Source organism: Actinomadura sp. NEAU-AAG7, assembly GCF_018603865.1.
In the GTDB taxonomy this organism is placed as follows: domain Bacteria; phylum Actinomycetota; class Actinomycetes; order Streptosporangiales; family Streptosporangiaceae; genus Spirillospora; species Spirillospora litoris.
Genome location: NZ_JAHFZY010000008.1, coordinates 17734 through 37827 on the forward strand (window position 1 = coordinate 17734; position 20094 = coordinate 37827).

Genomic DNA, 20094 nt, shown 5'->3' on the forward strand with positions numbered 1-20094 from the left:
CGGCGATGGGCCGGTCGATGACCGGCCCATCGTCGCGTCCGGGGAGGTTCGGATCAGGCGGTCGGCTGCTCCGCGGGCTCGGCCTCGGCGTCGGCGGCGGGCTCGGGGGTGCCGGTCGGGGGGAGGTCGCGCAGGCCGATGTAGGCGATCGCGGCCAGGGCGATGTAGAGGACGATCGTGGACAGCGCGACGACGTGCAGGCCGCTGGTGAACGCCTTCTCCGCCGAGTCCAGCAGGGCCGGGCCCGTGGGGGTGCCGGGGGTGCCGTAGACCGCGCCCGCGATGCTGCTGTGCGCGGCGTCGGCGACCGGGCCCGGGGTCCCGGACGGGACGTCCAGCTCGTGCCGGTAGACGCTGGTGCCGACGACGCCGAACACCGCGACGCCCAGCGCGGCGCCGAGTTCACCCGAGGTGGAGGACAGCGACCCGGCCGAGCCCGCCTTGTCGGGCGGTGCGGCCTGCATGACCAGGAAGCTGTTCATCATGCCGACCGGGGACGCGCCGATGTAGACCAGGATCAGTCCGGCCAGCAGGACGCCCATCCCGCCGTGCACGCTGACCTGGGTGAGGACCAGCAGGCCGGCGATCGCCACCACCGATCCGGCGGCCAGCACGACCGCCGGGCGGATCTTCTGCGACATCCCGAGCGCCATGTTCCCGAACACGACCATCGCGATGGACGGGGCGATCAGCCACAGCGCGACGTGCACCGGCGTGATGCCGCGGACCATCTGCATGAACAGCGTCACGGTCAGCCCGGTGCCGCCGGTGATCATCGCGACCAGCAGGCCGAGCGCCAGGCCGGTGGACAGCGACCGGATGCCGAACAGGTTCAGGTCCAGCAGCGGGTTGCTGATGCTGCGCTGCCGCCGCACGAAGACCGTGCCGAGCACGAGCCCGACCACGATCGCGACCACCGGCAGGACGGCCCAGCCGTCGCGGCTCAGCTCCTTGATCCCGTACACCACCGGCATGATCATCCCCAGCGAGAGGACCACGCTGACGAGGTCGAGGCGGCGGGCGTCGGGGTTGCGGGACTCGGGGATCAGGAACGGCCCGGTGATCAGCAGCACCGCCATCACCGGGATCGCGATCAGGAACACCGACCCCCAGTAGAACGGGCCGAGCAGCAGGCCGCCGACGATGGGGCCGCCGATCAGGCCCAGCATGATCGAGGAGCCCCAGGCGCCCATCGCGATCGAGAGCTGCTTGGGGTCGCGGAACATGTCGGTGATGATCGCCAGCACCGACGGCATCAGCGTCGCCCCGGCCAGCCCGATCACCGCCCGCGACGCGATCAGCGCGCCGGTCGACCCGGCCGTGGCGGCCAGGACCGAGGCGACGATGAACAGCGCGGCGCCCGCCAGCAGCACCCTGCGGCGCCCGATCCGGTCGCCCAGGGTGCCCATCGTGATCAGGAAGCTCGCGATCACGAACCCGTAAACATCGGTGATCCACAACTGCTGGATGTCACTGGACCCGAGGTCCTTGGCGATGTGCGGCAACGCCAGCAGGGTCACGTTGATGTCGACCGTCGCCAACATCGTCGGCAGGCACAACATCACCAGCCCGGCCCACTCGCGCCGCCCCGCCCGCGGCGCCGTCCCGGCCACTGCGCTCATCCTCGTCCTCTCGTCGAACGACCGCGCCACCTCCACGGCTCGGTTATGTGACGACGGCGCGGAACGAAACTCACCGCGGACGATCGGCCCGACCGGTCGCGGGAGCCTGCATCAGGCATCGCCCACGAGCCTCGCAGCGGCCGCCGGCCCCTACATCTCCCCGAATGCGCAGCCGGGCCGCCGCTCGGGCGCCGCCATCAGGTACAGGAGCGCGGCCATGGTGGTCCCGCTGACGATCTCCCCGGCCGCGATGAGGCCGGGGACGTCGGCGAGCGGCACCCACCCGCTCCGACTCCGACGGGTCCGAGGGCGGCCCGGCGGGCGTCGCGCCGTCGGCGCGGAAGACCTCCTGGCGGGCGTCGGTGATCCCGTTGTTCGGTTGCAGGCGCAGCAGCGGGCGCAGCGGCGCGGCGCGCCAGCCGGTCTCCTCCCGGAACTCGCGGGCGGCGGCGTCGATCGCGTGCTCGCCGCGCTCGACCCGCCCGCCGGGGATCTCCCAGCCCCACGAGTCGGTGATGAACCGGTGCCGCCACAGCAGCAGGACGCGGCGCCCGGGGCCGAGCGCGACGACCCCCGCGTACGGCGGGGTCTTGATGATCCGGTGGCGGAGCCGGTTCCCGTCGGGGAGCTCGACGTCGGCGACCCGGATGTCGAGCCAGTCGTCGCGGTACAGCTCGGCCTCGGAGGTGACCCGCCAGCGCGTCACCCGGCGCCGTCCGGACGGGCCGCGACCTCGACCCCGGCGTGGTCGCCCACGACGAGCCGGTGGGCGGCGCGCCCCCCGGCGCGGGCCCCGGCGGGGCCGACCGTGGCGGACCGGCCGATCACCGAGCGGGCGAACGGGCCCGCGAAGGAGATCGACGCGCCGTCCAGCACGACCGAGTCCGCCAGGGACGTCGAGCGCAGCAGGCAGCCGCGCCCCACGGCGGTGCCGGGGCCGATCTCGGCGTCCTCGACCAGCGTGCCCGCGCCGATGACCGCCGGGCCGGTGACGCGGGACCGCACCACCCGCGCACCGTCCTCGACGACGACCGGGCCGCGCAGCTCGGCGCCGCCCTCGACCGTCCCGGTGACGCGGTGGCGGAGGTCCTCCAGCAGGCGGCGGTTGCAGTCCAGCACGTGCTCGATCTCGCCGACGTCCCGCCAGAAGCCGGTGTACTCGCGCGCCCGCACCGGCGCCCCGTCCGCCACGAGCCGCTGGATCGCGTCGGTGATCTCCAGCTCGCCCCGGGCGCTGGGCTCGATCGCGGCGACGGACGCGTGGATGGCCGAGGTGAAGAAGTAGACCCCGACCACCGCGAGGTCGCTGCGCGGCCGCTCGGGCTTCTCCACCAGCCGCAGGACCCTGCCGTCCGCGTCCACCTCGGCGACGCCGTAGGCGCGGGTGTCGGCGACCTTGTGCACGACGAGCTGCGCCGCCGGACGCGTCCGGCGGAACTCCTCGGCGATCTCGGCGACGCCCTCGCGCAGGACGTTGTCGCCGAGGTACATCACGAAGTCGTCGTCGCCGAGGAAGGGCCCGGCCCTGCGCAGGGCGTCGGCCAGGCCGAGCGGCAGATCCTGCCGCAGGTAGGTGAGGTGCACGCCGAAGCGGGATCCGTCGCCGAGCGCCTGCTGGATCTGCGTCGCCCAGGAACCCACGACGATGGCGATGTCGGTGACGCCGAGGCGCCGGATATCGTCGATCACATATTCCAGTACCGGGCGGTTGGCGACGGGAATGAGCTGCTTGGGCATGGAATGGCTGATGGGCCGGAGACGGGCGCCGGACCCACCCGACAGCACCAGAGCCTTCACGGCGGACCCTTTCGATAGCGGACGGGCGTTAGTGGCGAACCCGCTGAAATCCATCGTCGATCTCGCGCGCCGCGTCCCGCCACTCATGAATTGCCGTGCGGCCATTCATGAAAAGGCGGGCGCCGCCGACCCGGAGCGGATCGGCGGCGCCCGGTGGACCCGGGTGCTCAGCCCGGCGGTCTCCCGTCCGGACGGTAGGTGAGGGCGACGGTGCCGTTGCCGAACGTCCTGGACGCGACGCACCGCAGCGGGAGCCGCGTGGTGAACAGCGGGACCCCGGCGCCGAGCGCCACCGGATAGACCATGAACCGGTAGAGGTCGACGAGCCCCAGCTCGACGACCTGCCGGGCGAAGCCCACGCCGCCCGGCACGAGGATGTCCCGGCCGGGGCGCTTGCGGAGCAGCTCGACCTCGGTGGCGATGTCGTGCTCCGCGATCCGCGCGTTACCCCAGGTCACCTCGGTCAGCGTCGAGGTGAAGACGACCTTCTCCGCGTCGTGCAGCAGCGGGGCCTGCGGGTCGGCCACGGTCGGCCAGTACGCCGCCTGCTCCTCGTAGTTCACGCGGCCGATGAGCTGGGTGTCGGCCTCCCCCACGTACTCCATGATCCACTGCTCGACCTCGGCGTCCAGGTAGGGGAAGAGCCAGTGGACGGCGCCGTCCTCGGCCGACACGAACCCGTCGACGGAGGTGGCCATCGCCAGCACGACCCGCCTCACCGGCCCTCCTCCAGCGTCAGCGACAGCCCGAACCGGGGGAACAGCCGCCCCTCGAACGCGGTGATCTCCTTGATCGTGCCCTCCTCGACCCGCAGCACGTCCAGCACCTGCGCCCGGAACACCTCGCCGCCCGGCGGCCTGATGTAGTGCGCGACGGCGGGCTGGAGGTTCGCGTGCACGGGCACGCTGCGCCACTGCCCGGCGTAGGTGGGCGAGTCCGGGTCGAGGTAGGCGCTGACGCCGAGGTAGAAGTCGTGGCGGCTGCCGTAGTACAGCGGCTGAGGCGGCATGGACACCCGGATGTCCTCGGCCATCAGCTCCGCCATCGCCTGCGCGACCGTGCTCAGATCGCCGCGTTCCATGACCGCGATGTAGCGCTGGACGAGCCGGCGCTCGGCCGCGTTCGGGTCGTCCCCGGCCCCCCACTCCGCGCGGCGCGGGGGCAGCCGCTCCTTCAGCGTCGCCCGCGCCCGCTGGAGCGCGCTGTTCACCGAGATGACGCTGGTGCCGAGAATGCCGGAGGTGTCCCGGGCCGGATATCCCAGCACGTCGCGCAGCAGCAGCACGGCGCGCTGCTTGGGCGACAGGTGCTGGATGGCGGCGATGAACGCCAGCTCGATGGTCTCCTTGGCGACCACCACCGCGTCCGGCTCCGCCGTCCCCGGCATCAGCGGCTCCAGCAGGCCGTCGGGGAAGGGCTGGAGCCAGGGGATCTCGTCGCCGGCCTTCACGGCCTCCGGCTTGGCGGTGCGGCGCGGCAGCGGGGCGCGGGGATGGGCGGAGAGGAAGTCCAGGCAGGCGTTGGTGGCGATGCGGTACAGCCAGGCGCGGAAAGTGGCCCGGCCCTGGAAGGTGTCGCGCTTCTTCCAGGCGCGCAGGAACGTCTCCTGCACCAGGTCCTCGGCGTCCTCTATGGAGCCCAGCATCCGGTAGCAGTGCACCTGCAACTCGTGCCGGTGCTTCTCGGCCAGTGCCGTGAACGCGGTCTCGTCGACGACGGGGGACTCGTCTTCTCGCATAGCTCAGATTGTCACCACACAGCCGCGCGGATGGCGAGGTCCCGACAGGTCACGACATGCAGGATTTTTCCAGATGGCCACCGGTGGACGGCATCAGATGTAGAGGGTGTTGGGTTCCTGGTCGCACAGGATCCGCCCATGCAACTCGGCGTTGGTCTCGGGGTTCATCAACGCGTGCAGGTTCACCGCCTGCACATCGGCCAGGATCTGCCCCATCGACACCCCCCGATACACCGACGACCCCCCACTGGCCTGAGCGAACGTCTCCACCACCTCACGCGCCCGACCACACGCCGCACCCAACATCCCCCGCGCCGCCACCCGATCGGCCACCGACCACGCCGCACCCGAAGCCGCACCCCCATCCACCAGATCCGCCAGACGACGGGCGTGGAAAGACGCCTCCTGCAACAACTGCTCACCCCGCGCCGCCCGCAGATGCGTCACCGGCGCCTCCCCCTGCCGGTCATACCCCGTGTAGGTGATCTTCCGGTTCGGCAACCGCTCCCCGAACAGATCCCGCGCCGCCCGCGCCAACCCCACCACCACCCCCACCGACGACGCCGAAGCCACCGGCACCAACGGCGCCCGATACATCGCCGCGCCCTCCGTGCCGGTGCGTCCCTCCAACACCGCCCCCAACGGGACCACGCGCTCGGAGGGGATGAACAGATCGGTCGCCGAGGTACTCACACTCCCCGTCCCCCGCAGACCGTAGGTGTCCCAGTCATCGGCCACCTGCAAATCCGACATCGGCACCAACGCCATCACCGGCTGCGGCTCGGCCTCCGCACTCACCACCACCGCGATGATCTCCTGCCACTGCGCATGATGCGCCCCCGTGATGAACCCCCACCGCCCATTCACCACGATCCCGCCATCCACCCGCGTGGCCATCCCCGAAGGGCTCAACGTCCCGCACACCCGCACATCCGGGGTCGAGAACACCTCCTCCTGCACCTTCTCCGGGAACAACCCCACCATCCACGTCGGAATCCAATACACCTGCGCCGTCCACCCCAACGACCCATCCACCGCCCCCAACTCCGCACCCACCCGCACCAACGTCGAGGTATCCGCCTCGAAACCCCCGAACCGGGCCGGGACACGCAGCCTGAACACCCCCGCCTCCGCCAGCAACCCGATCTGCTCATCGGCCAGCCGGCCATGCCGATCCGACCACCCCACGAACGCACCCGCCGCACGCGCCGCCTCCCCGGCACGCCCGACCAGCTCCTCCTGACCCACCACATCCCTGGCCAACATCGCATCCTCCTCGCACGACCCCGACGAACGACGACGCCCCGACGCTGCCAGCCGCCGGCCGGGCCCGGCATCCTCCCGAATGCGCTCGGGCGCGCCGTCCAGCCGGAAAGGGCAGCGCACCCTGGAAGATGGTCCGCCCCGCGCGCCGCTGCGATCGTCTGGGAAAACCCACCGAGACTAGGAGCGAAGGTGACGATCTCCTCGACCCGTTCGACGCGCTCGGCGGCCATCCTCGAAGACCTCGACCGGCGCCATGTCCTGCATTCGCACGAGCGGGGGCACCGCCGGGAGCGGCGCGTCATGGTCCGCGGCGAGGGCAGCACGGTGTGGGACGCGGCGGGCCGCGAGTTCCTGGATGCCCTCGGGGGCGGCATCTGGGTCGCGCAGGTCGGCCACGGCCGCCGGGAGCTGGCCGAAGCGGCGGCCCGGCAGATCTCCGAGCTGGCGCACTTCACCAGCTTCTTCGAGTACGGCAGCGACCAGGCCGCGCTGCTCGCCGAGCGCCTCGCCGCGCTCGCGCCGGGCGACATCAACCGCGCGTACTTCACCTGCGGCGGGTCGGAGGGCGTCGACACGGCGCTGAAGCTGGCCCGCCTCTACCACCACCACCGGGGCGAGACCGACCGCAACTGGATCATCGCGCGGCACTACGGCTACCACGGCGCGACCTACGGCAGCGGCACCGCCACCGGCATCCCGGACATGCAGGTCGCCGTCGGCCCGAACCTGCCGCATGTGGAGAAGGTGCTGCCGCCCTACCCATACCGGGCGGAGTTCTACGGCGGCCAGGACCCGACCGACTTCCTGCTGAACGAGCTGTCGGAGACGATCGAGCGGCTCGGCGCGCGCAACATCGCGGCGATGGTCGGCGAGCCGGTGCTGGGCGGCGGCGGCGTCATCGCCCCGCCCGCCGACTACTGGCCGCGCGTGCGGGAGCTGCTGCGCTCGCACGGCATCCTGCTGATCGCCGACGAGGTCATCACCGGCTACGGCCGGATCGGCACCTGGTTCGACTCGGCGCCGCGCGGCATGGACCCCGACATCATCACGACCGCGAAGGGGCTGACCAGCGGCTACGTCCCGATGGGCGCGGTGCTGATGCGGGACGAGATCGCCGAGGCCGTCGCCGGCGGGGACCGCAACTTCTTCCACGGCTACACCTATTCGGGGCACCCGGTCAGCGCGGCCGTCGCGCTGGCCAACCTGGAGGTCATCGAGAAGGAGGGGCTGCTCGCGCGGTCCCTGGAGATCGGCGAGTGGTTCCGCGGCGGGCTCGTCACCGCCGCCGGGCTGCCGTCGGTCGGCGACGTCCGGGTCGAGGGCGCGATGGCCGGGATCGAGCTGGTGGTGAACAAGGAGACGCGCGAGCCGCTGTCGATGGAGCTGGCCCTTGAGGTCGCCGACGACATCTATGAGACGCACGGCGTGATCACCCGCAACTACGGGCCCACGCTGGTGCTGTCGCCGCCGCTGGTGTTCACGCGCGCCGAGGCCGAGCGGACGACCGCCGCGATCACCGAGGTGCTCGGCCGCCTCGACGTCGAGGCCGGACGCCTCGACTCCCGCTGACCGCATCTCCGTGACGGTGGAGCCGCGCCCGTGACGGCGGGCCGGCTCCCCGTCCGTCGTTCCGCCCGCCCACTCCTACCTCTAGGTGGTCGATCTCATGAAGGCAGCCGTCATTCCCGAAGTCAACGCCGCGTGGCGGATCCAGGACGTTCCCACGCCGGAGCCGGGGCCCGGCGAGGTGCTGGTCAGGGTGCACGCCTCGGGCATCTGCTTCAACGATGTGCTCGCGACGCGCGGCATCATCCCCTTCCCCCCGTTCTCCCCCGCGATCGCCGGGCACGAGGCGGTCGGCGAGGTCGTCCAGGCCGGCGCCGGGGTCGTCTCGCACGACGCCGGTGACCGCGTGGGCATCCCCTGGATCCAGGGGACGTGCGGGCGCTGCGCCTACTGCGTCCAGAACAGGCCGCTCTCGGGGCACGCGGCGTTCGCGTGCCCGGCGCCCCGGATGACGGGGATCACCGTCCCCGGCGGGCACGCCGAGTACGTGGTGGCGCCCGCCGCGAGCGCCGTCATGCTGCCGGACGGGCTGGACTACGAGCTGGCCGCGCCGGTGCTGTGCGCGGGGTACACCGCGTGGGGCGCGCTGAGCAAGGCCGCGCCGAAGCCCTACGAGCGGGTCGCGGTGCTCGGCATCGGCGGGCTCGGGCACCTGGCGCTCCAGTTCGCCGCCGCCGCGGGGCACGAGACGATCGCGGTGACGCGGTCCCCCGACAAGCACGCGGTCGTCCGGGAACTCGGCGCCGACCTGATCGTCGCCGGCGGCGAGCAGCTGGAGGCGGCGGGCGGCGCCGACGTGATCGTGGTGACCGCGCCGTCCTCGACCGCCGCGTCCGAGGCGATGCGGGGGCTGCGGCCGGGCGGGCGGATCGTGATGGCGGGCATCGACGGGCTCGCGCCCTTCACCATCGCCCCCGACATGGCCCGGCCGTTCTTCGCGCTCGGGCAGCAGGTGCTCGGCGCCACCCACGAGGGGCCCGACGTCCTGCGCGAGGCGCTGTCGATCGTCGCGTCGGGCAGGGTCACGCCGCGCGTCGAGGTCTACGACAACGCGCGCGTCGCGGACGCGTTCGACCGTGTCGCCAAGGGCGAGGTGCGGTTCCGCGCCGTCGTCACCTACTGACCGCCCGCTGGAGGCCCGGATCATGAACGGCGAATGCAGAGTGTGCGGTGGCGTGGTCGAGGAGTTCATCGACCTCGGACGGCAGCCGTCGGCCAACGCCTTCCCGCTGCCCGAGCAGGTCGGCGGGGAGTTCCTGTTCCGGCTCGCCGCGGGGGCGTGCGGGCGGTGCTCGATGGTGCAGTTGCTGGAGGAGGTGCCGCAGACCGTCCGGTACCACGAGGGGTACCGGTACCGGGCGTCGGGTTCGAAGGGGCACCGGCGGCATTTCGAGGAGGACGCGCGCCGTTTCCTGCGCGACGAGCTGACCGGACCCGGCGCGTTCATCGTCGAGATCGGCTGCAACGACGGCGTGATGCTCTCGACCGTGGCGGACGCGGGCGTCGCGCACCTCGGCGTCGAGCCGTCGGCGAACGTCGCGGACGAGGCGCGCGCGAAGGGCGTCAGCGTCCTCAACGCGTTCTTCGACGAGGAGACGGCGACGGCGGTCCGCGCCGAGCACGGCCCGGCGAAGGTCGTGTTCGGCGCCAACACGATCTGCCACATCGCGCACATCCGCTCGGTGTTCCGCGGCGTCGGCGCGCTGCTGGCGCCGGGCGGGGTGTTCGTGTTCGAGGAGCCCTACCTCGGGACCGTGCTTGAGCAGGGCGCCTTCGACCAGATCTACGACGAGCACGTCTTCTACTTCAGCGTGACCTCGGTCGCCGCGATGGCGGAGCGGTTCGGGTTCGAGCTGGTCGAGGCCGAGCCGATCCCGCTGCACGGCGGGGAGATCAGGTACACGGTGGCGCGGGCCGGCGAGCGGCCGGTCGGCGGGTCCGTGCGGCGATTCCTCGCCGAGGAGCGCGAGCGCGGCCTGTCCTCGCCGGAGGCGCTGCGCCGGTTCGGCGACAGCGTCCGGCAGGTGCGGGACGACCTGCTGGCGCTGCTGCGGGAGCTGCGCGCGGACGGCAGGCGGGTCGTCGGGTACGGCGCGCCCGGCAAGGCCACGACGATCACGAACTTCTGCGGGATCGGCACCGACCTCGTCCCGTTCGTGTGCGACTCGACACCGGACAAGCAGGGCAGGCTCGTGCCCGGCTCGCATCTGCCGGTGCGGCCGCCCGAGGCGTTCAGCGACCCCTACCCCGACTACGCGCTGCTGTTCGCCTGGAACCACGCCGAGGAGATCATGGCGAAGGAGCAGGGGTTCCGGCACTCGGGCGGGCGCTGGATCCGGTACGTCCCGACGGTCACCGTCGACTGAGCGGGAGATGAGGGACGGGTACCCGGGGCCGAGAGAACCGGGTACCCGTCGGCTCATGCGGTGCCGCGCGCCTTGTCCACGGCGGCGGCGAGCGCGTCCACCTCGGCGGTGGTCGTGTAGATATGAAACGAGGCTCGGGCCATCGAGGGCACGCCGTAGCGGGTGCAGGCCGGGGCGCAGCAGTGCCGGCCCACCCGCACCTGGACGCCCTCGCCGTCCAGCACCTCGCCGACGTCGTCGGGTTTCACGCCGTCGAGCGCGAACGACACGAGGCCGCCCCGCAGCGCCGCGTCGGCCGGGCCGAACACGCGCACGCCGGGGATCGCCGACAGCGCCTCCAGCGCGTAGGCGGTGAGGGCCTGGCCGTGCGCGCGGACGGTGTCCATGCCGAGGGCCGACAGGTAGTCCACGGCGGCGCCGAGGCCCACGGCCTGCACGATCGGCGGCGTCCCGGCCTCGAAGCGCGCGGGCGGCGGCGCGTAGGTCGCGCCGGTCATCTCCACCGCGTCGATCATCGAGCCGCCGCCGAGGAACGGCGGCATCGCCTCCAGCAGCTCCCGCCGCGCCCACAGCGCCCCGATCCCGGTCGGCCCGCACATCTTGTGGCCGGTGAAGGCGAGGAAGTCGACGCCGAGCGCCGCCGCGTCCACCGGCATGTGCGGGACGGACTGCGAGGCGTCCAGCATCACCAGCGCCCCGACCTCCCGGGCCCGGCGCAGGATCGGCTCGACCGGGTTCACCGTGCCGAGGATGTTCGACACGTGGACGAACGACACCAGCCTCGTGCGCTCGTTGAGGTGGCGGTCCAGGTCGCTCAGGTCGAGGAGGCCGTCGGCGGTGAGCGGGAGCCAGCGCAGCTCCGCGCCCGTGCGGTCGCTGAGGAGCTGCCACGGGATCAGGTTGGAGTGGTGCTCCATCTCCGTGACCAGGATCTCGTCGCCCGGTCCGAGCCGGAAGCGCGGGTCGTCGTACCCCGCGACGGGCCGGCTCGCGAACGCGTGCGCGACCAGGTTGATCGCCTCGGTGGAGTTCTTGGTGAACACCACCTCGCCCGGCGCGGCGGCGCCGACGAACGCGGCCACCTTCGCGCGGGCGCCCTCGTAGGCCGCGGTCGCCTCCAGCGCGAGCGTGTGCACCGAGCGGCCCACGTTCGAGGTGTGCCGCTCGTGGTGCCGCCGCATCGCCTCCAGGACGGGCAGGGGTGTCTGGGAGGTGTTCGCCGAGTCGAGGTAGACGAGGCGGCGCCCGTTCACGCGCCGCCGCAGGATCGGGAAGTCGGCGCGCAGCCGTTCCACGTCGAAACCGGTCGCTCGTGCCACGAAGTCCTCGCAATGAAAGAGGGGGGCCACGGTGTGGCGCCCGTGATCGAACGTTTCCACGGCGCCGGGCGCGCGGCATCTCCGCGAATGCCCTGCTCGATATGGCGCCGAAAACCCCGCTCGACGCGGCACATCCGAAGATGCCGGGGCGGTGCCCCCCGCCTTTACCCTGCGACTGAATCCCTCAGGAAGGGCGGGCTGACGTGCGCACGCACACTCCTACCAGCGGCATGCTGGGCGTTACCGGCGCCCATCTTTACTACGAAGTCAGGGGCGCCGGGCCGGCCCTTCTGGTGATCTCGACGGGGAACGGCGACGCGGCCCCGTTCGGGCCCATGGCCGACCTTCTCGCCGAGCGCTGCACGGTCATCACCTACGACCGGCGCGGCTTCTCCCGCAGCCCGCAGCACGAGGACGTGCCCGACGGGGAGCGCGTCGAGGTGGACGCGCGGGACGCCCGCGCCCTGATCGACCATCTCGTCGGCGGGCCCGCGCACGTGCTCGGCACCTGCTCGGGCGCCATCACCGGGCTCGCGCTGCTCGCGCGGTATCCGGACCGGGTGCGGACGCTCGTGTCGCACGAACCGCCGCTGACCAGCCTCCTCCCCGACGCCGACGAGCTGACCGCCTTCTACGACGAGCTGTACGACCTTTACCGGAACTCGGGCGTGGACGAGGCGAAGACCCTCTTCAAGGACCGGATGGGGCTCGGCGAGACCCGTCCGCCGAAGGGCATGGAACTGCCGCCCGACAAGCTCAAGGAAATGCTGGACCGGCTCCGCGTGAACCAGGTCTTCTGGTTCGAGCACGAGCTGCGCAGCTATCCCAACTACACGCTGGACGTGGAGGCGCTGCGGCCGGTCGCCGACCGCCTCGTCCTGGCCGGGGGCACCGCTTCGCGCGAGGACGTCAACTACCGCCCCAATGTCGCGCTGGCCGAGCGGTTGGGCCTTGAGGTGGTGGACTTCCCTGGCGGGCACCTCGGTTACGTGACGCAGCCGCACGCGTTCGCCGACACGCTCGCCACCGCCGTGTTCGGCGCCGAATGACACCCTTCTCACCACCTGCTCCGCACTATGAGAGTGGGCCGCGGCGGCGCCCCGCTGATTAGGCTCGTCGCAGATTGTCACCAAAGTGCGGCGGCGGAATCCAGAGCGGGTCACAACTGCTTCGTCGTGCCCGATTCCGTGCGCCGCATCCGAGAAGGGACCGATCGCCATGAGCGCTGCGCTCTCCGACGCCTCGTCCACCACGAAGACCACCAAGCGGCGCCGCCGCGCGGTGCTGATCCTGCTCGTGCTCGGCGGTCTGACGGCGGCCTACCAGGCGCGCCGGCGGCAGGCGCGGCACTGACGCGGCAGTGACGCGGCAGTGACGCGGCAGTGACGCGGCACTGACGCAACACCGACGCGGGGCGTTTCCGGCGGCCGGTGGTGAACATCCACCACCGGCCGCCGGCGCCTTTCTCCGGACGCGCGCTGCGGGCCGCGGAAATGACCGGGCGAGCCGGTAGCACGCTGGAAGTTGGCGCCGCCCGCGCCCGCCGGAAACGATGACCCTTAATTGCGCTGACGCACCACACTCGGTGGAACCGGGAGGACAAATTGGCGGGTAACCTGCGGTCACTCAGACGTCGCGTTCTCACCCCGAACGTCTCGGAGACCAAGCTGCGCACCCGCGGATTCCATGAGAAAGACGCGGAGTCCCGGGATCTGCTGGAGAACGTCGGGGCGAGCTTCCTCACGGGATACGGCCACGCGGTCGAGGCGCGCACCGTCGCCGAGGCCGAGGAGCGGCTGGAGGAGGTACCGGTGCGGTTCCGCGGTTTCGCCTACGAGGGCGCCGCGATGGGCCTGACCGTCCTGGACGCGCTCCCGGGCGGCGGCAGCCGCCGGCTCGCGGGGTTCCTCGCGGGACGCGGCAACGCCCACATCTACATGGCCTACATCGGCGCCGGCTGGGCGATGGCCCGCGTGCCCCGGTTCCGCTGGTCGAAGATCTCGCTTCCGGACCCGGTGCTGCGCTGGCTCGCGCTGGACGGCTACGGCTTCCACCAGGCCTACTTCAAGACGGACCGCTACGTCCACCAGCACCACGAGGAGCCCGGGTTCCCCTGGCCCGCCGACGACCCGCACGGGTACGCCCGGCACGCGATCGACCAGGGCATCGGGCGGGCGCTGTGGTTCGTGGGCGGCACCGACGTCCGGGTGGTGTGCGACCTGATCGACGGGTTCGCCGAGTCGCGGCAGGCCGACCTGTGGGCGGGCGCGGGCCTCGCGGCGACCTACGCGGGCGGCTCGCGGGAGCAGGAGCTGCGCGAGTTCGCGCGGCGCGCCGGGCCCTACCGCGTCAACGTCGCCCAGGGGTCGGCGTTCGCGGCGAAGGCGCGGCTGCGCGCCGGCCTCTCGGTGGAGCACACCGCCGTCGGCACCGGGGTGCTGTGCGGGGTGTCGCCGGAGGAGGCGGCCCAGATCTGCGACGACACGAGGAAGGCCGCGGCCGACGCGGGTGACGGCGAGATGCCCGCCTTCGAGCGGTGGCGCCGCGACATCGCGCTCGGCCTGGTGGCACGTGGGGGTGTGCGATGACGGAGACGAAGGCCGCCGGGACGAACACGGGCGAGACGATCACGGGCGAGACGAACACGGGCGGCCGGAACACGGGTGTCGCGGTCGTCGGGATGGCGTGCCGCTATCCCGACGCCGCCTCGCCGGAGGAGCTGTGGGAGAACGCCGTCGCCGGGCGGCGGGCGTTCCGCCGGCTGCCCGACGAGCGCATGCGGCTGGAGGACTACTGGGACGCCGACCCCGCCGCCCCCGACCGGTTCTACGCCCGGATGGCCGCGGTCATCGAGGGCTATGAGTTCGACCGGATCGGCTACAAGATCGCCGGGAGCACGTACCGGTCGACGGACCTGACGCACTGGCTCGCGCTCGACACCGCGACCCGCGCGCTCGCCGACGCCGGGTTCCCCGAGGGCGAGGGGCTGCCGCGCGAGCGGACCGGCGTCGTCGTCGGCAACACCCTGACCGGGGAGTTCACCAGGGCCAACACGATGCGGCTGCGCTGGCCCTATGTCCGGCGGACGCTCGCCGACGCGCTGTCGGGCGAGGGCTGGCCGGACGAGCGGATCGGGGAGTTCCTGCGCGAGGTCGAGGGGCGCTACAAGGCGCCGTTCCCCGCGATCGACGAGGACACGCTCGCGGGCGGGCTGTCGAACACGATCGCCGGGCGGGTCTGCAACTTCTTCGACTTCAAGGGCGGCGGGTACACCGTCGACGGCGCCTGCTCGTCGTCGCTGCTGTCGGTGACGACGGCGTGCCGCGCGCTGGTGGACGGCGAGCTCGACGTCGCGGTCGCGGGCGGCGTGGACCTGTCGATCGACCCGTTCGAGATCATCGGGTTCGCCAAGACCGGCGCGCTCGCCCGCGGCGAGATGCGCGTCTACGACCAGGGGTCCAACGGGTTCTGGCCCGGCGAGGGCTGCGGCATGGTCGTGCTGATGCGCGAGGAGGACGCCGCCGCGCTGGGCCGCCGCCCCTACGCCCGGATCGCCGGGTGGGGCATCTCCTCCGACGGGAAGGGCAGCATCACCCGTCCCGAGGTCAGCGGCTACCGGCTGGCGCTGCGGCGCGCCTACGAGCGCGCCGGGTTCGGGATCGAGACCGTCCCGCTGTTCGAGGGGCACGGCACCGGCACGGCGGTCGGCGACGCGACCGAGCTGTCCGCGCTGTCGCAGGCCCGGGTCGCGGCCGACCCGGCGGCGCCGTCCGCCGTGATCGGCACGGTCAAGGGCATGATCGGGCACACCAAGGCGGCGGCGGGCGTGGCCGGGCTGATCAAGGCGGTCATGGCGCTGCACCACCAGGTGCTGCCGCCCACCGTCGGCTGCTTCGACCCCCACCCGGTGATCACCGAGGAGGGCTCGGGGCTGCGGGCGCTGCGCAAGGCCGAGTCCTGGCCGCGGGACGCGGCCGTCCGCGCCGGCGTCACCGCGATGGGCTTCGGCGGGATCAACAGCCACATCGTCCTGGAGGGCACCGGCCCCCGGACCCCGGCGTTCCCCGCCGCCGAGCCGCTCGCGTCGTCCGTGCAGGACGCGGAGCTGATCCTGCTGGACGCGGCGTCCTGGCCGAAGCTCCGCGAGCGCCTCGCCGAACTCGCCGACTGGGTGCCCGCGCTGTCCTACGCGCAGCTCGGCGACCTCGCGGCCACCGCGCAGCGGTCCCTCCAGGGCCTCCCCTACCGGGCCGCCGTCGTGGTGTCCTCGCCGGAGGAGGCCGAGCGGCGGCTGCGGCAGCTCGTCGAGGCGGTGGACGCGGGGACGACCAGCGTCCTCGCCCCCGACGGCCGCGCGTTCCTCGGCCACGCGGCCAAGGCGCCGAGGATCGGCTACCTGTTCCCCGGCCAGGGGTCGGGCCGCGGCACCAGCGGCGGCGCGCTGCGGCGGCGCTTCCCCGAGGTCGCGCAGGTCTACGACCGGGCGGCGCTGCCCGGCACCGGCGACATGACGGCGACGGCGCTCGCGCAGCCCCGCATCGTCACCGGCTCGATGGCGGGGCTGCGGGCGATGGCGCTGCTCGGGCTGGAGGCGGGCGTCGCCGTCGGCCACAGCCTCGGCGAGATCTCCGCGCTGCACTGGGCCGAGGTCATGGACGAGCCGACGCTGCTGAAGGTGGCGGCGACGCGCGGGCGGACGATGACCGAGCACAGCGCGTCGGGGACGATGGCGGGGATCGCCGCGTCATCCGAGATCGTCGCGGGCCTCCTGGACCGCACCGAGGTGGTCATCGCGGGGTTCAACGGCCCCGCGCAGACGGTGGTGGCGGGCCCGGTCGCGGCGGTCGAGGCCGTGCGGGAGCGCGCCGCCGCCGCCGGGATCGGCTCGACGGCACTGGCGGTCTCGCACGCGTTCCACTCGCCGCTTGTCGCTCCAGCCGCTGATGCGTTCGTCAACAAGCTCACAGACGAACATTTCAGCGATGTCGGGCGCCGGGTCGTGTCCACGGTGACCGGGGAGGCGCTGCCGCCCGGCACCGACGTGAACGGGCTGCTGCGCGAGCAGATCACCCGTCCGGTACTGTTCGCGCAGGCGCTCCAGCTCGCCGCGAAGGAGACCGACCTGTTCATCGAGGTCGGCCCCGGGCGGGTGCTGAGCGGCCTGACCCAGGACATCGCCGACGTCCCCGCCGTCGCGCTGGACACCGACGAGGAGTCGCTGGCCGGGCTGCTGCGGGTCGCGGCCGCCGCGTTCGTCGCGGGCGCGCCCGTCCGGCACGACGCGCTGTTCCGCGGCCGGTTCACCCGTCCGCTGGAGATCGGCGCCGGGTTCTCCTTCTTCGCCAGCCCGTGCGAGCAGGCCCCGGAGTCGGCGATCGGCGCGGAGGTCAGGCCGGAGGCGCCGCCGGCCGCGTCCGAGACCGCGGCCGTGGGCGCGTCCGAGGCGGCCTCCAGCGTGGAGCTGCTGCGCAGGCTCGCGGCCGAGCGCGCCGAGCTGCCGCTGGAGATGGTCCACGAGGACAGCCAGCTCCTCGACAGCCTGCACCTCAGCTCGATCTCCGTCGGCCAGGTGCTCAACCAGGCGGCGCAGGCGCTCGGCCTGTCGGTCGCGCAGGCGCCGACCAACTTCGCCAACGCCACGATCCGCGAGCTGGCCGAGGTGCTGGACGCGCTCGCCGACGGGCGCGGCGGGCAGCGGCCCGAGCCGGTGGTGGAGGGCGCCGCGTCCTGGGCGCGGGCCTACGCCGTCGACCGCGACGAGATCCCGGTGGCCGCCGCGCCCCGCGACGAGGGGAACGGCGGGTGGAGCCTCACCGGCACCGGTTCGGAGCTGGCGAGGCCGCTGCGCGACGCCCTGGAGAGCGGCGGCGTCGGGTCCGGTGTCCTGGTGTGCGTCCCGGCGGACGTCGCGGAGGCGTCACTCGGCCCGGTTCTGGACGCGGTCAAGGCGGCGGCGACGGCGCCCTCCGGTCAGCGGTTCGTGCTCGTCCAGCACGGCGACCGGGGCGCGGCGGGCATGGTCAGGACGCTGCGGCAGGAGGCGCCGCAGCTCAGGGTGACGATCGCGCACGTCCCGGACACGCCCGAGGCCATCGGCTGGGTGCTGGACGAGGTCGCGGCGACCACCGGGTTCAGCGAGGCCCACTACGACGCCGCCGGGGCGCGGCGCGTGCCGACGCTGCGGGTGCTGCCGGTCGAACCGGCCGCGCGCCGGGAGCCGCTCGGGCCGGACGACGTGATCCTCGTGACCGGGGGCGGCAAGGGCATCACCGCCGAGTGCGCGCTGACGATGGCGCTCGACGGCGGCGCCCGGCTCGCCGTCCTCGGCCGCTCCGACCCGGAGCGCGACGAGGAGCTGGCCGAGAACCTGCGGCGGATGGAGGAGCGCGGCGTCACCGTCCGGTACGCGCGCGCCGACGTGACCGACTCGGAGCAGGTCCGCCGCGCGGTGGAGGAGACGACGGCGGCGCTCGGGCCGGTGACGGCCGTGCTGCACGGCGCGGGCCGCAACGAGCCCGCGTCCCTGGCCGGGCTCGACACCGCCGAGCTGGCGCGGACGTTCGCGCCCAAGATCGGCGGCCTGGCGACGGTGCTCGACGCGCTCGACACCGGCGGGCTGAAGCTGCTGGTCACCTTCGGCAGCATCATCGGCCGGGCGGGGCTGCGCGGCGAGGCCCACTACGCGACCGCCAACGAGTGGCTCGCGGCGTTCACCGAGGAGTTCGCCGGGCGCCACCCCGACTGCCGCTGCCTGTGCATGGAGTGGTCGGTCTGGTCGGGCGTCGGGATGGGCGAGCGGCTGTCGGTGGTCGAGGAGCTGGCCCGCGACGGGATCACCGCGATCCACCCCGACGAGGGCGTCCAGATCATGCGGCGGCTGCTCGCCGACCCGGAGGCGCCGGTCACCGTCGTGATCAGCGGGCGCACCGGGACGATCGACACCGTCCGCTACGACGAGCCCGAGCTGCCGCTGCTGCGGTTCGTGGACCGGCCGCTCGTCCGCTACCACGGCGTCGAGCTGGTCGCCGAGACCACGCTGAGCGCGGGCACCGACCCCTACCTCGCCGACCACCTGCTCGACGGCAACCTGCTGCTGCCCGCCGTGCTCGGCATGGAGGCGATGGCGCAGGTCGCGGCGGCGGTCACCGGCCGCGCCGGGGCGCCGCTCATCGAGGACGCCCGGTTCCCGCGCCCGATCGTCGTCCCGCCCGAGGGCAGCACGGCGATCCGGGTCGCGGCGGTCGTCACCGGCGCGGACACCGTCGAGGTCGTCATCCGCAGCGCCGAGACGGGGTTCGCCGCCGACCACTTCCACGCCCGGCTGCGCTACGCGGGCCCCGCCGCGCCGGACGGACCGCCCGAGCAGGTCGGGGACGGCCTGCCCGCGGTGCCGATCGACCCCGCCCGCAGCCTCTACGGCGACGTGCTGTTCCAGGGCGCGCGGTTCCACCGGCTGCGCCGCTACCACCACCTCGCCGCACGGCGGGTCGACGCCGACCTGGCGGTCGCGGGCGAGGCCGGCTGGTTCGCGGCCTACCTCCCCCAGCGGCTGCTGCTCGGCGACCCCGGGATGCGGGACGCGCTGATGCACGGCAACCAGGTCTGCGTCCCGCACGCGACGCTGCTGCCGACCGGGATCGACCGGATCCACCCGGCGGGCGAGGCGCTGCGGGGGCTGGAGCAGGTCCGGTACTGCGCCACCGAGCGCTCGCAGGACGGTGACGGCTATGTCTACGACGTCGCCGTCCGCAACGCGGACGGGCGGGTCGTCGAACGCTGGGAGGGGCTGCGGCTCCAGGCCGTCCGCAAGCACGACGGCCCCGGGCCGTGGGCGCCGTCCCTGCTCGGCCCCTTCCTCGAACGCACCGCGGAGGAGCTGCTCGGCGGTCCGGTCGCGGTCGCGGTCGAGCCGCACGCGCGTCCGGCGGACGTCCGCGAACGGCGGGAGTGGACGGCGGTCGCGCTGGGCCGCGCGCTCGGCCGGACCGTCGCCCTGCGCCACCGGGCGGACGGGCGCCCCGAGATCGACGGCGGGCGTCCGGTGTCGTGCTCGCACGGCGCGGGCCTGACCATGGCCGTCACCGCGGACGGCCCGGTCGCCTGCGACCTGGAGCCGGTCGTCGCGCGCGCGGCCGCCGACTGGGACGCCCTCCTCGGCCGCCACCGGGTGCTGTGCGACCTGATCGCGGCGGAGACCGGCGAGGACCCGCAGGCCGCGGCCACCCGCGTGTGGGTGGCGATGGAGTGCCTCGCCAAGAACGGGCTGCCCGCGACGGCCCCGCTGACGCTCGGCGCGGCGCGGCGCCCCGGCTGGGTCGTCCTCGCCTCGGGCGAGCTGGCGGTCGCGACGTTCGTCACCACGCTGCACGGCGCGCCTGGGCCGGTGGCATTCGCACTTCTCGCCGAAGGGCGGTCCTGAA

General features: G+C 73.3%; 14 protein-coding genes. 7 read left to right on the forward strand and 7 right to left on the reverse strand.

Annotated features, from left to right (window positions below; translation table 11 throughout):
* Positions 1-53: 53 nt before the first annotated feature.
* The 6 genes from KLI87_RS32370 to KLI87_RS32395 all read right to left on the reverse strand — a co-directional run bounded on the left by KLI87_RS32370 (position 54) and on the right by KLI87_RS32395 (position 6423).
* On the reverse strand, positions 54-1658 hold the full coding sequence (locus KLI87_RS32370) for an MFS transporter (protein WP_308166358.1): 1605 nt from the start codon (positions 1656-1658) through the stop codon (positions 54-56).
* A 34-nt stretch (positions 1659-1692) separates the two neighbouring features.
* On the reverse strand, positions 1693-2328 hold the full coding sequence (locus KLI87_RS32375) for an NUDIX hydrolase (RefSeq protein ID WP_308166359.1): 636 nt from the start codon (positions 2326-2328) through the stop codon (positions 1693-1695).
* The gene (locus KLI87_RS32380) at positions 2325-3473 is read right to left on the reverse strand and encodes a glucose-1-phosphate thymidylyltransferase (protein WP_284734253.1); all 1149 of its coding nucleotides are present in this window, start codon (positions 3471-3473) and stop codon (positions 2325-2327) included. The genes KLI87_RS32375 and KLI87_RS32380 overlap by 4 nt, the downstream gene beginning before the upstream one ends.
* A 113-nt stretch (positions 3474-3586) precedes the next feature.
* A complete protein-coding gene (locus tag KLI87_RS32385) occupies positions 3587-4138 on the reverse strand; it encodes a dihydrofolate reductase family protein (RefSeq protein WP_214620098.1) in 552 nt (183 codons plus the stop codon).
* Positions 4135-5157: a sigma-70 family RNA polymerase sigma factor gene (locus KLI87_RS32390; RefSeq protein WP_156222900.1), complete on the reverse strand. Its 1023-nt coding sequence runs from the start codon at positions 5155-5157 to the stop codon at positions 4135-4137. Before KLI87_RS32390 ends, KLI87_RS32385 begins: the two co-directional genes overlap by 4 nt.
* A 93-nt stretch (positions 5158-5250) precedes the next feature.
* A complete protein-coding gene (locus tag KLI87_RS32395; protein WP_214620099.1) occupies positions 5251-6423 on the reverse strand; it encodes an acyl-CoA dehydrogenase family protein in 1173 nt (390 codons plus the stop codon).
* A 189-nt stretch (positions 6424-6612) separates the two neighbouring features.
* On the opposite strand from KLI87_RS32395, the gene KLI87_RS32400 reads away from it, so the two are divergent.
* The 3 genes from KLI87_RS32400 (at position 6613) to KLI87_RS32410 (ending at position 10355) form a co-directional block, all read left to right on the forward strand.
* The gene (locus tag KLI87_RS32400; RefSeq protein WP_214620100.1) at positions 6613-7992 is read left to right on the forward strand and encodes an aspartate aminotransferase family protein; all 1380 of its coding nucleotides are present in this window, start codon (positions 6613-6615) and stop codon (positions 7990-7992) included.
* A 97-nt stretch (positions 7993-8089) separates the two neighbouring features.
* The gene (locus tag KLI87_RS32405) at positions 8090-9112 is read left to right on the forward strand and encodes an alcohol dehydrogenase catalytic domain-containing protein (RefSeq protein ID WP_156220130.1); all 1023 of its coding nucleotides are present in this window, start codon (positions 8090-8092) and stop codon (positions 9110-9112) included.
* A 22-nt stretch (positions 9113-9134) separates the two neighbouring features.
* Entirely contained in the window at positions 9135-10355 is a 1221-nt protein-coding gene (locus KLI87_RS32410; RefSeq protein ID WP_214620101.1) for a class I SAM-dependent methyltransferase, read from the forward strand.
* A 53-nt stretch (positions 10356-10408) separates the two neighbouring features.
* Here the strand turns inward: KLI87_RS32410 and KLI87_RS32415 are convergent, their stop codons facing one another.
* A complete protein-coding gene (locus tag KLI87_RS32415) occupies positions 10409-11674 on the reverse strand; it encodes an aminotransferase class V-fold PLP-dependent enzyme (RefSeq protein ID WP_214620102.1) in 1266 nt (421 codons plus the stop codon).
* Between the two features lie 230 nt (positions 11675-11904).
* On the opposite strand from KLI87_RS32415, the gene KLI87_RS32420 reads away from it, so the two are divergent.
* From KLI87_RS32420 to KLI87_RS32430, 4 genes are all read left to right on the forward strand, one after another.
* Positions 11905-12723, forward strand: a complete 819-nt coding sequence (locus KLI87_RS32420; protein WP_156220128.1) for an alpha/beta fold hydrolase — start codon at positions 11905-11907, stop codon at positions 12721-12723.
* Between the two features lie 169 nt (positions 12724-12892).
* Positions 12893-13027: a hypothetical protein gene (locus KLI87_RS41230; RefSeq protein WP_272499698.1), complete on the forward strand. Its 135-nt coding sequence runs from the start codon at positions 12893-12895 to the stop codon at positions 13025-13027.
* A gap of 251 nt (positions 13028-13278) precedes the next feature.
* A complete protein-coding gene (locus tag KLI87_RS32425; protein WP_156220127.1) occupies positions 13279-14262 on the forward strand; it encodes a DUF1702 family protein in 984 nt (327 codons plus the stop codon).
* On the forward strand, positions 14259-20093 hold the full coding sequence (locus KLI87_RS32430) for a type I polyketide synthase (RefSeq protein ID WP_214620104.1): 5835 nt from the start codon (positions 14259-14261) through the stop codon (positions 20091-20093). Before KLI87_RS32425 ends, KLI87_RS32430 begins: the two co-directional genes overlap by 4 nt.
* The last annotated feature ends 1 nt before the right edge of the window (position 20094 follow it).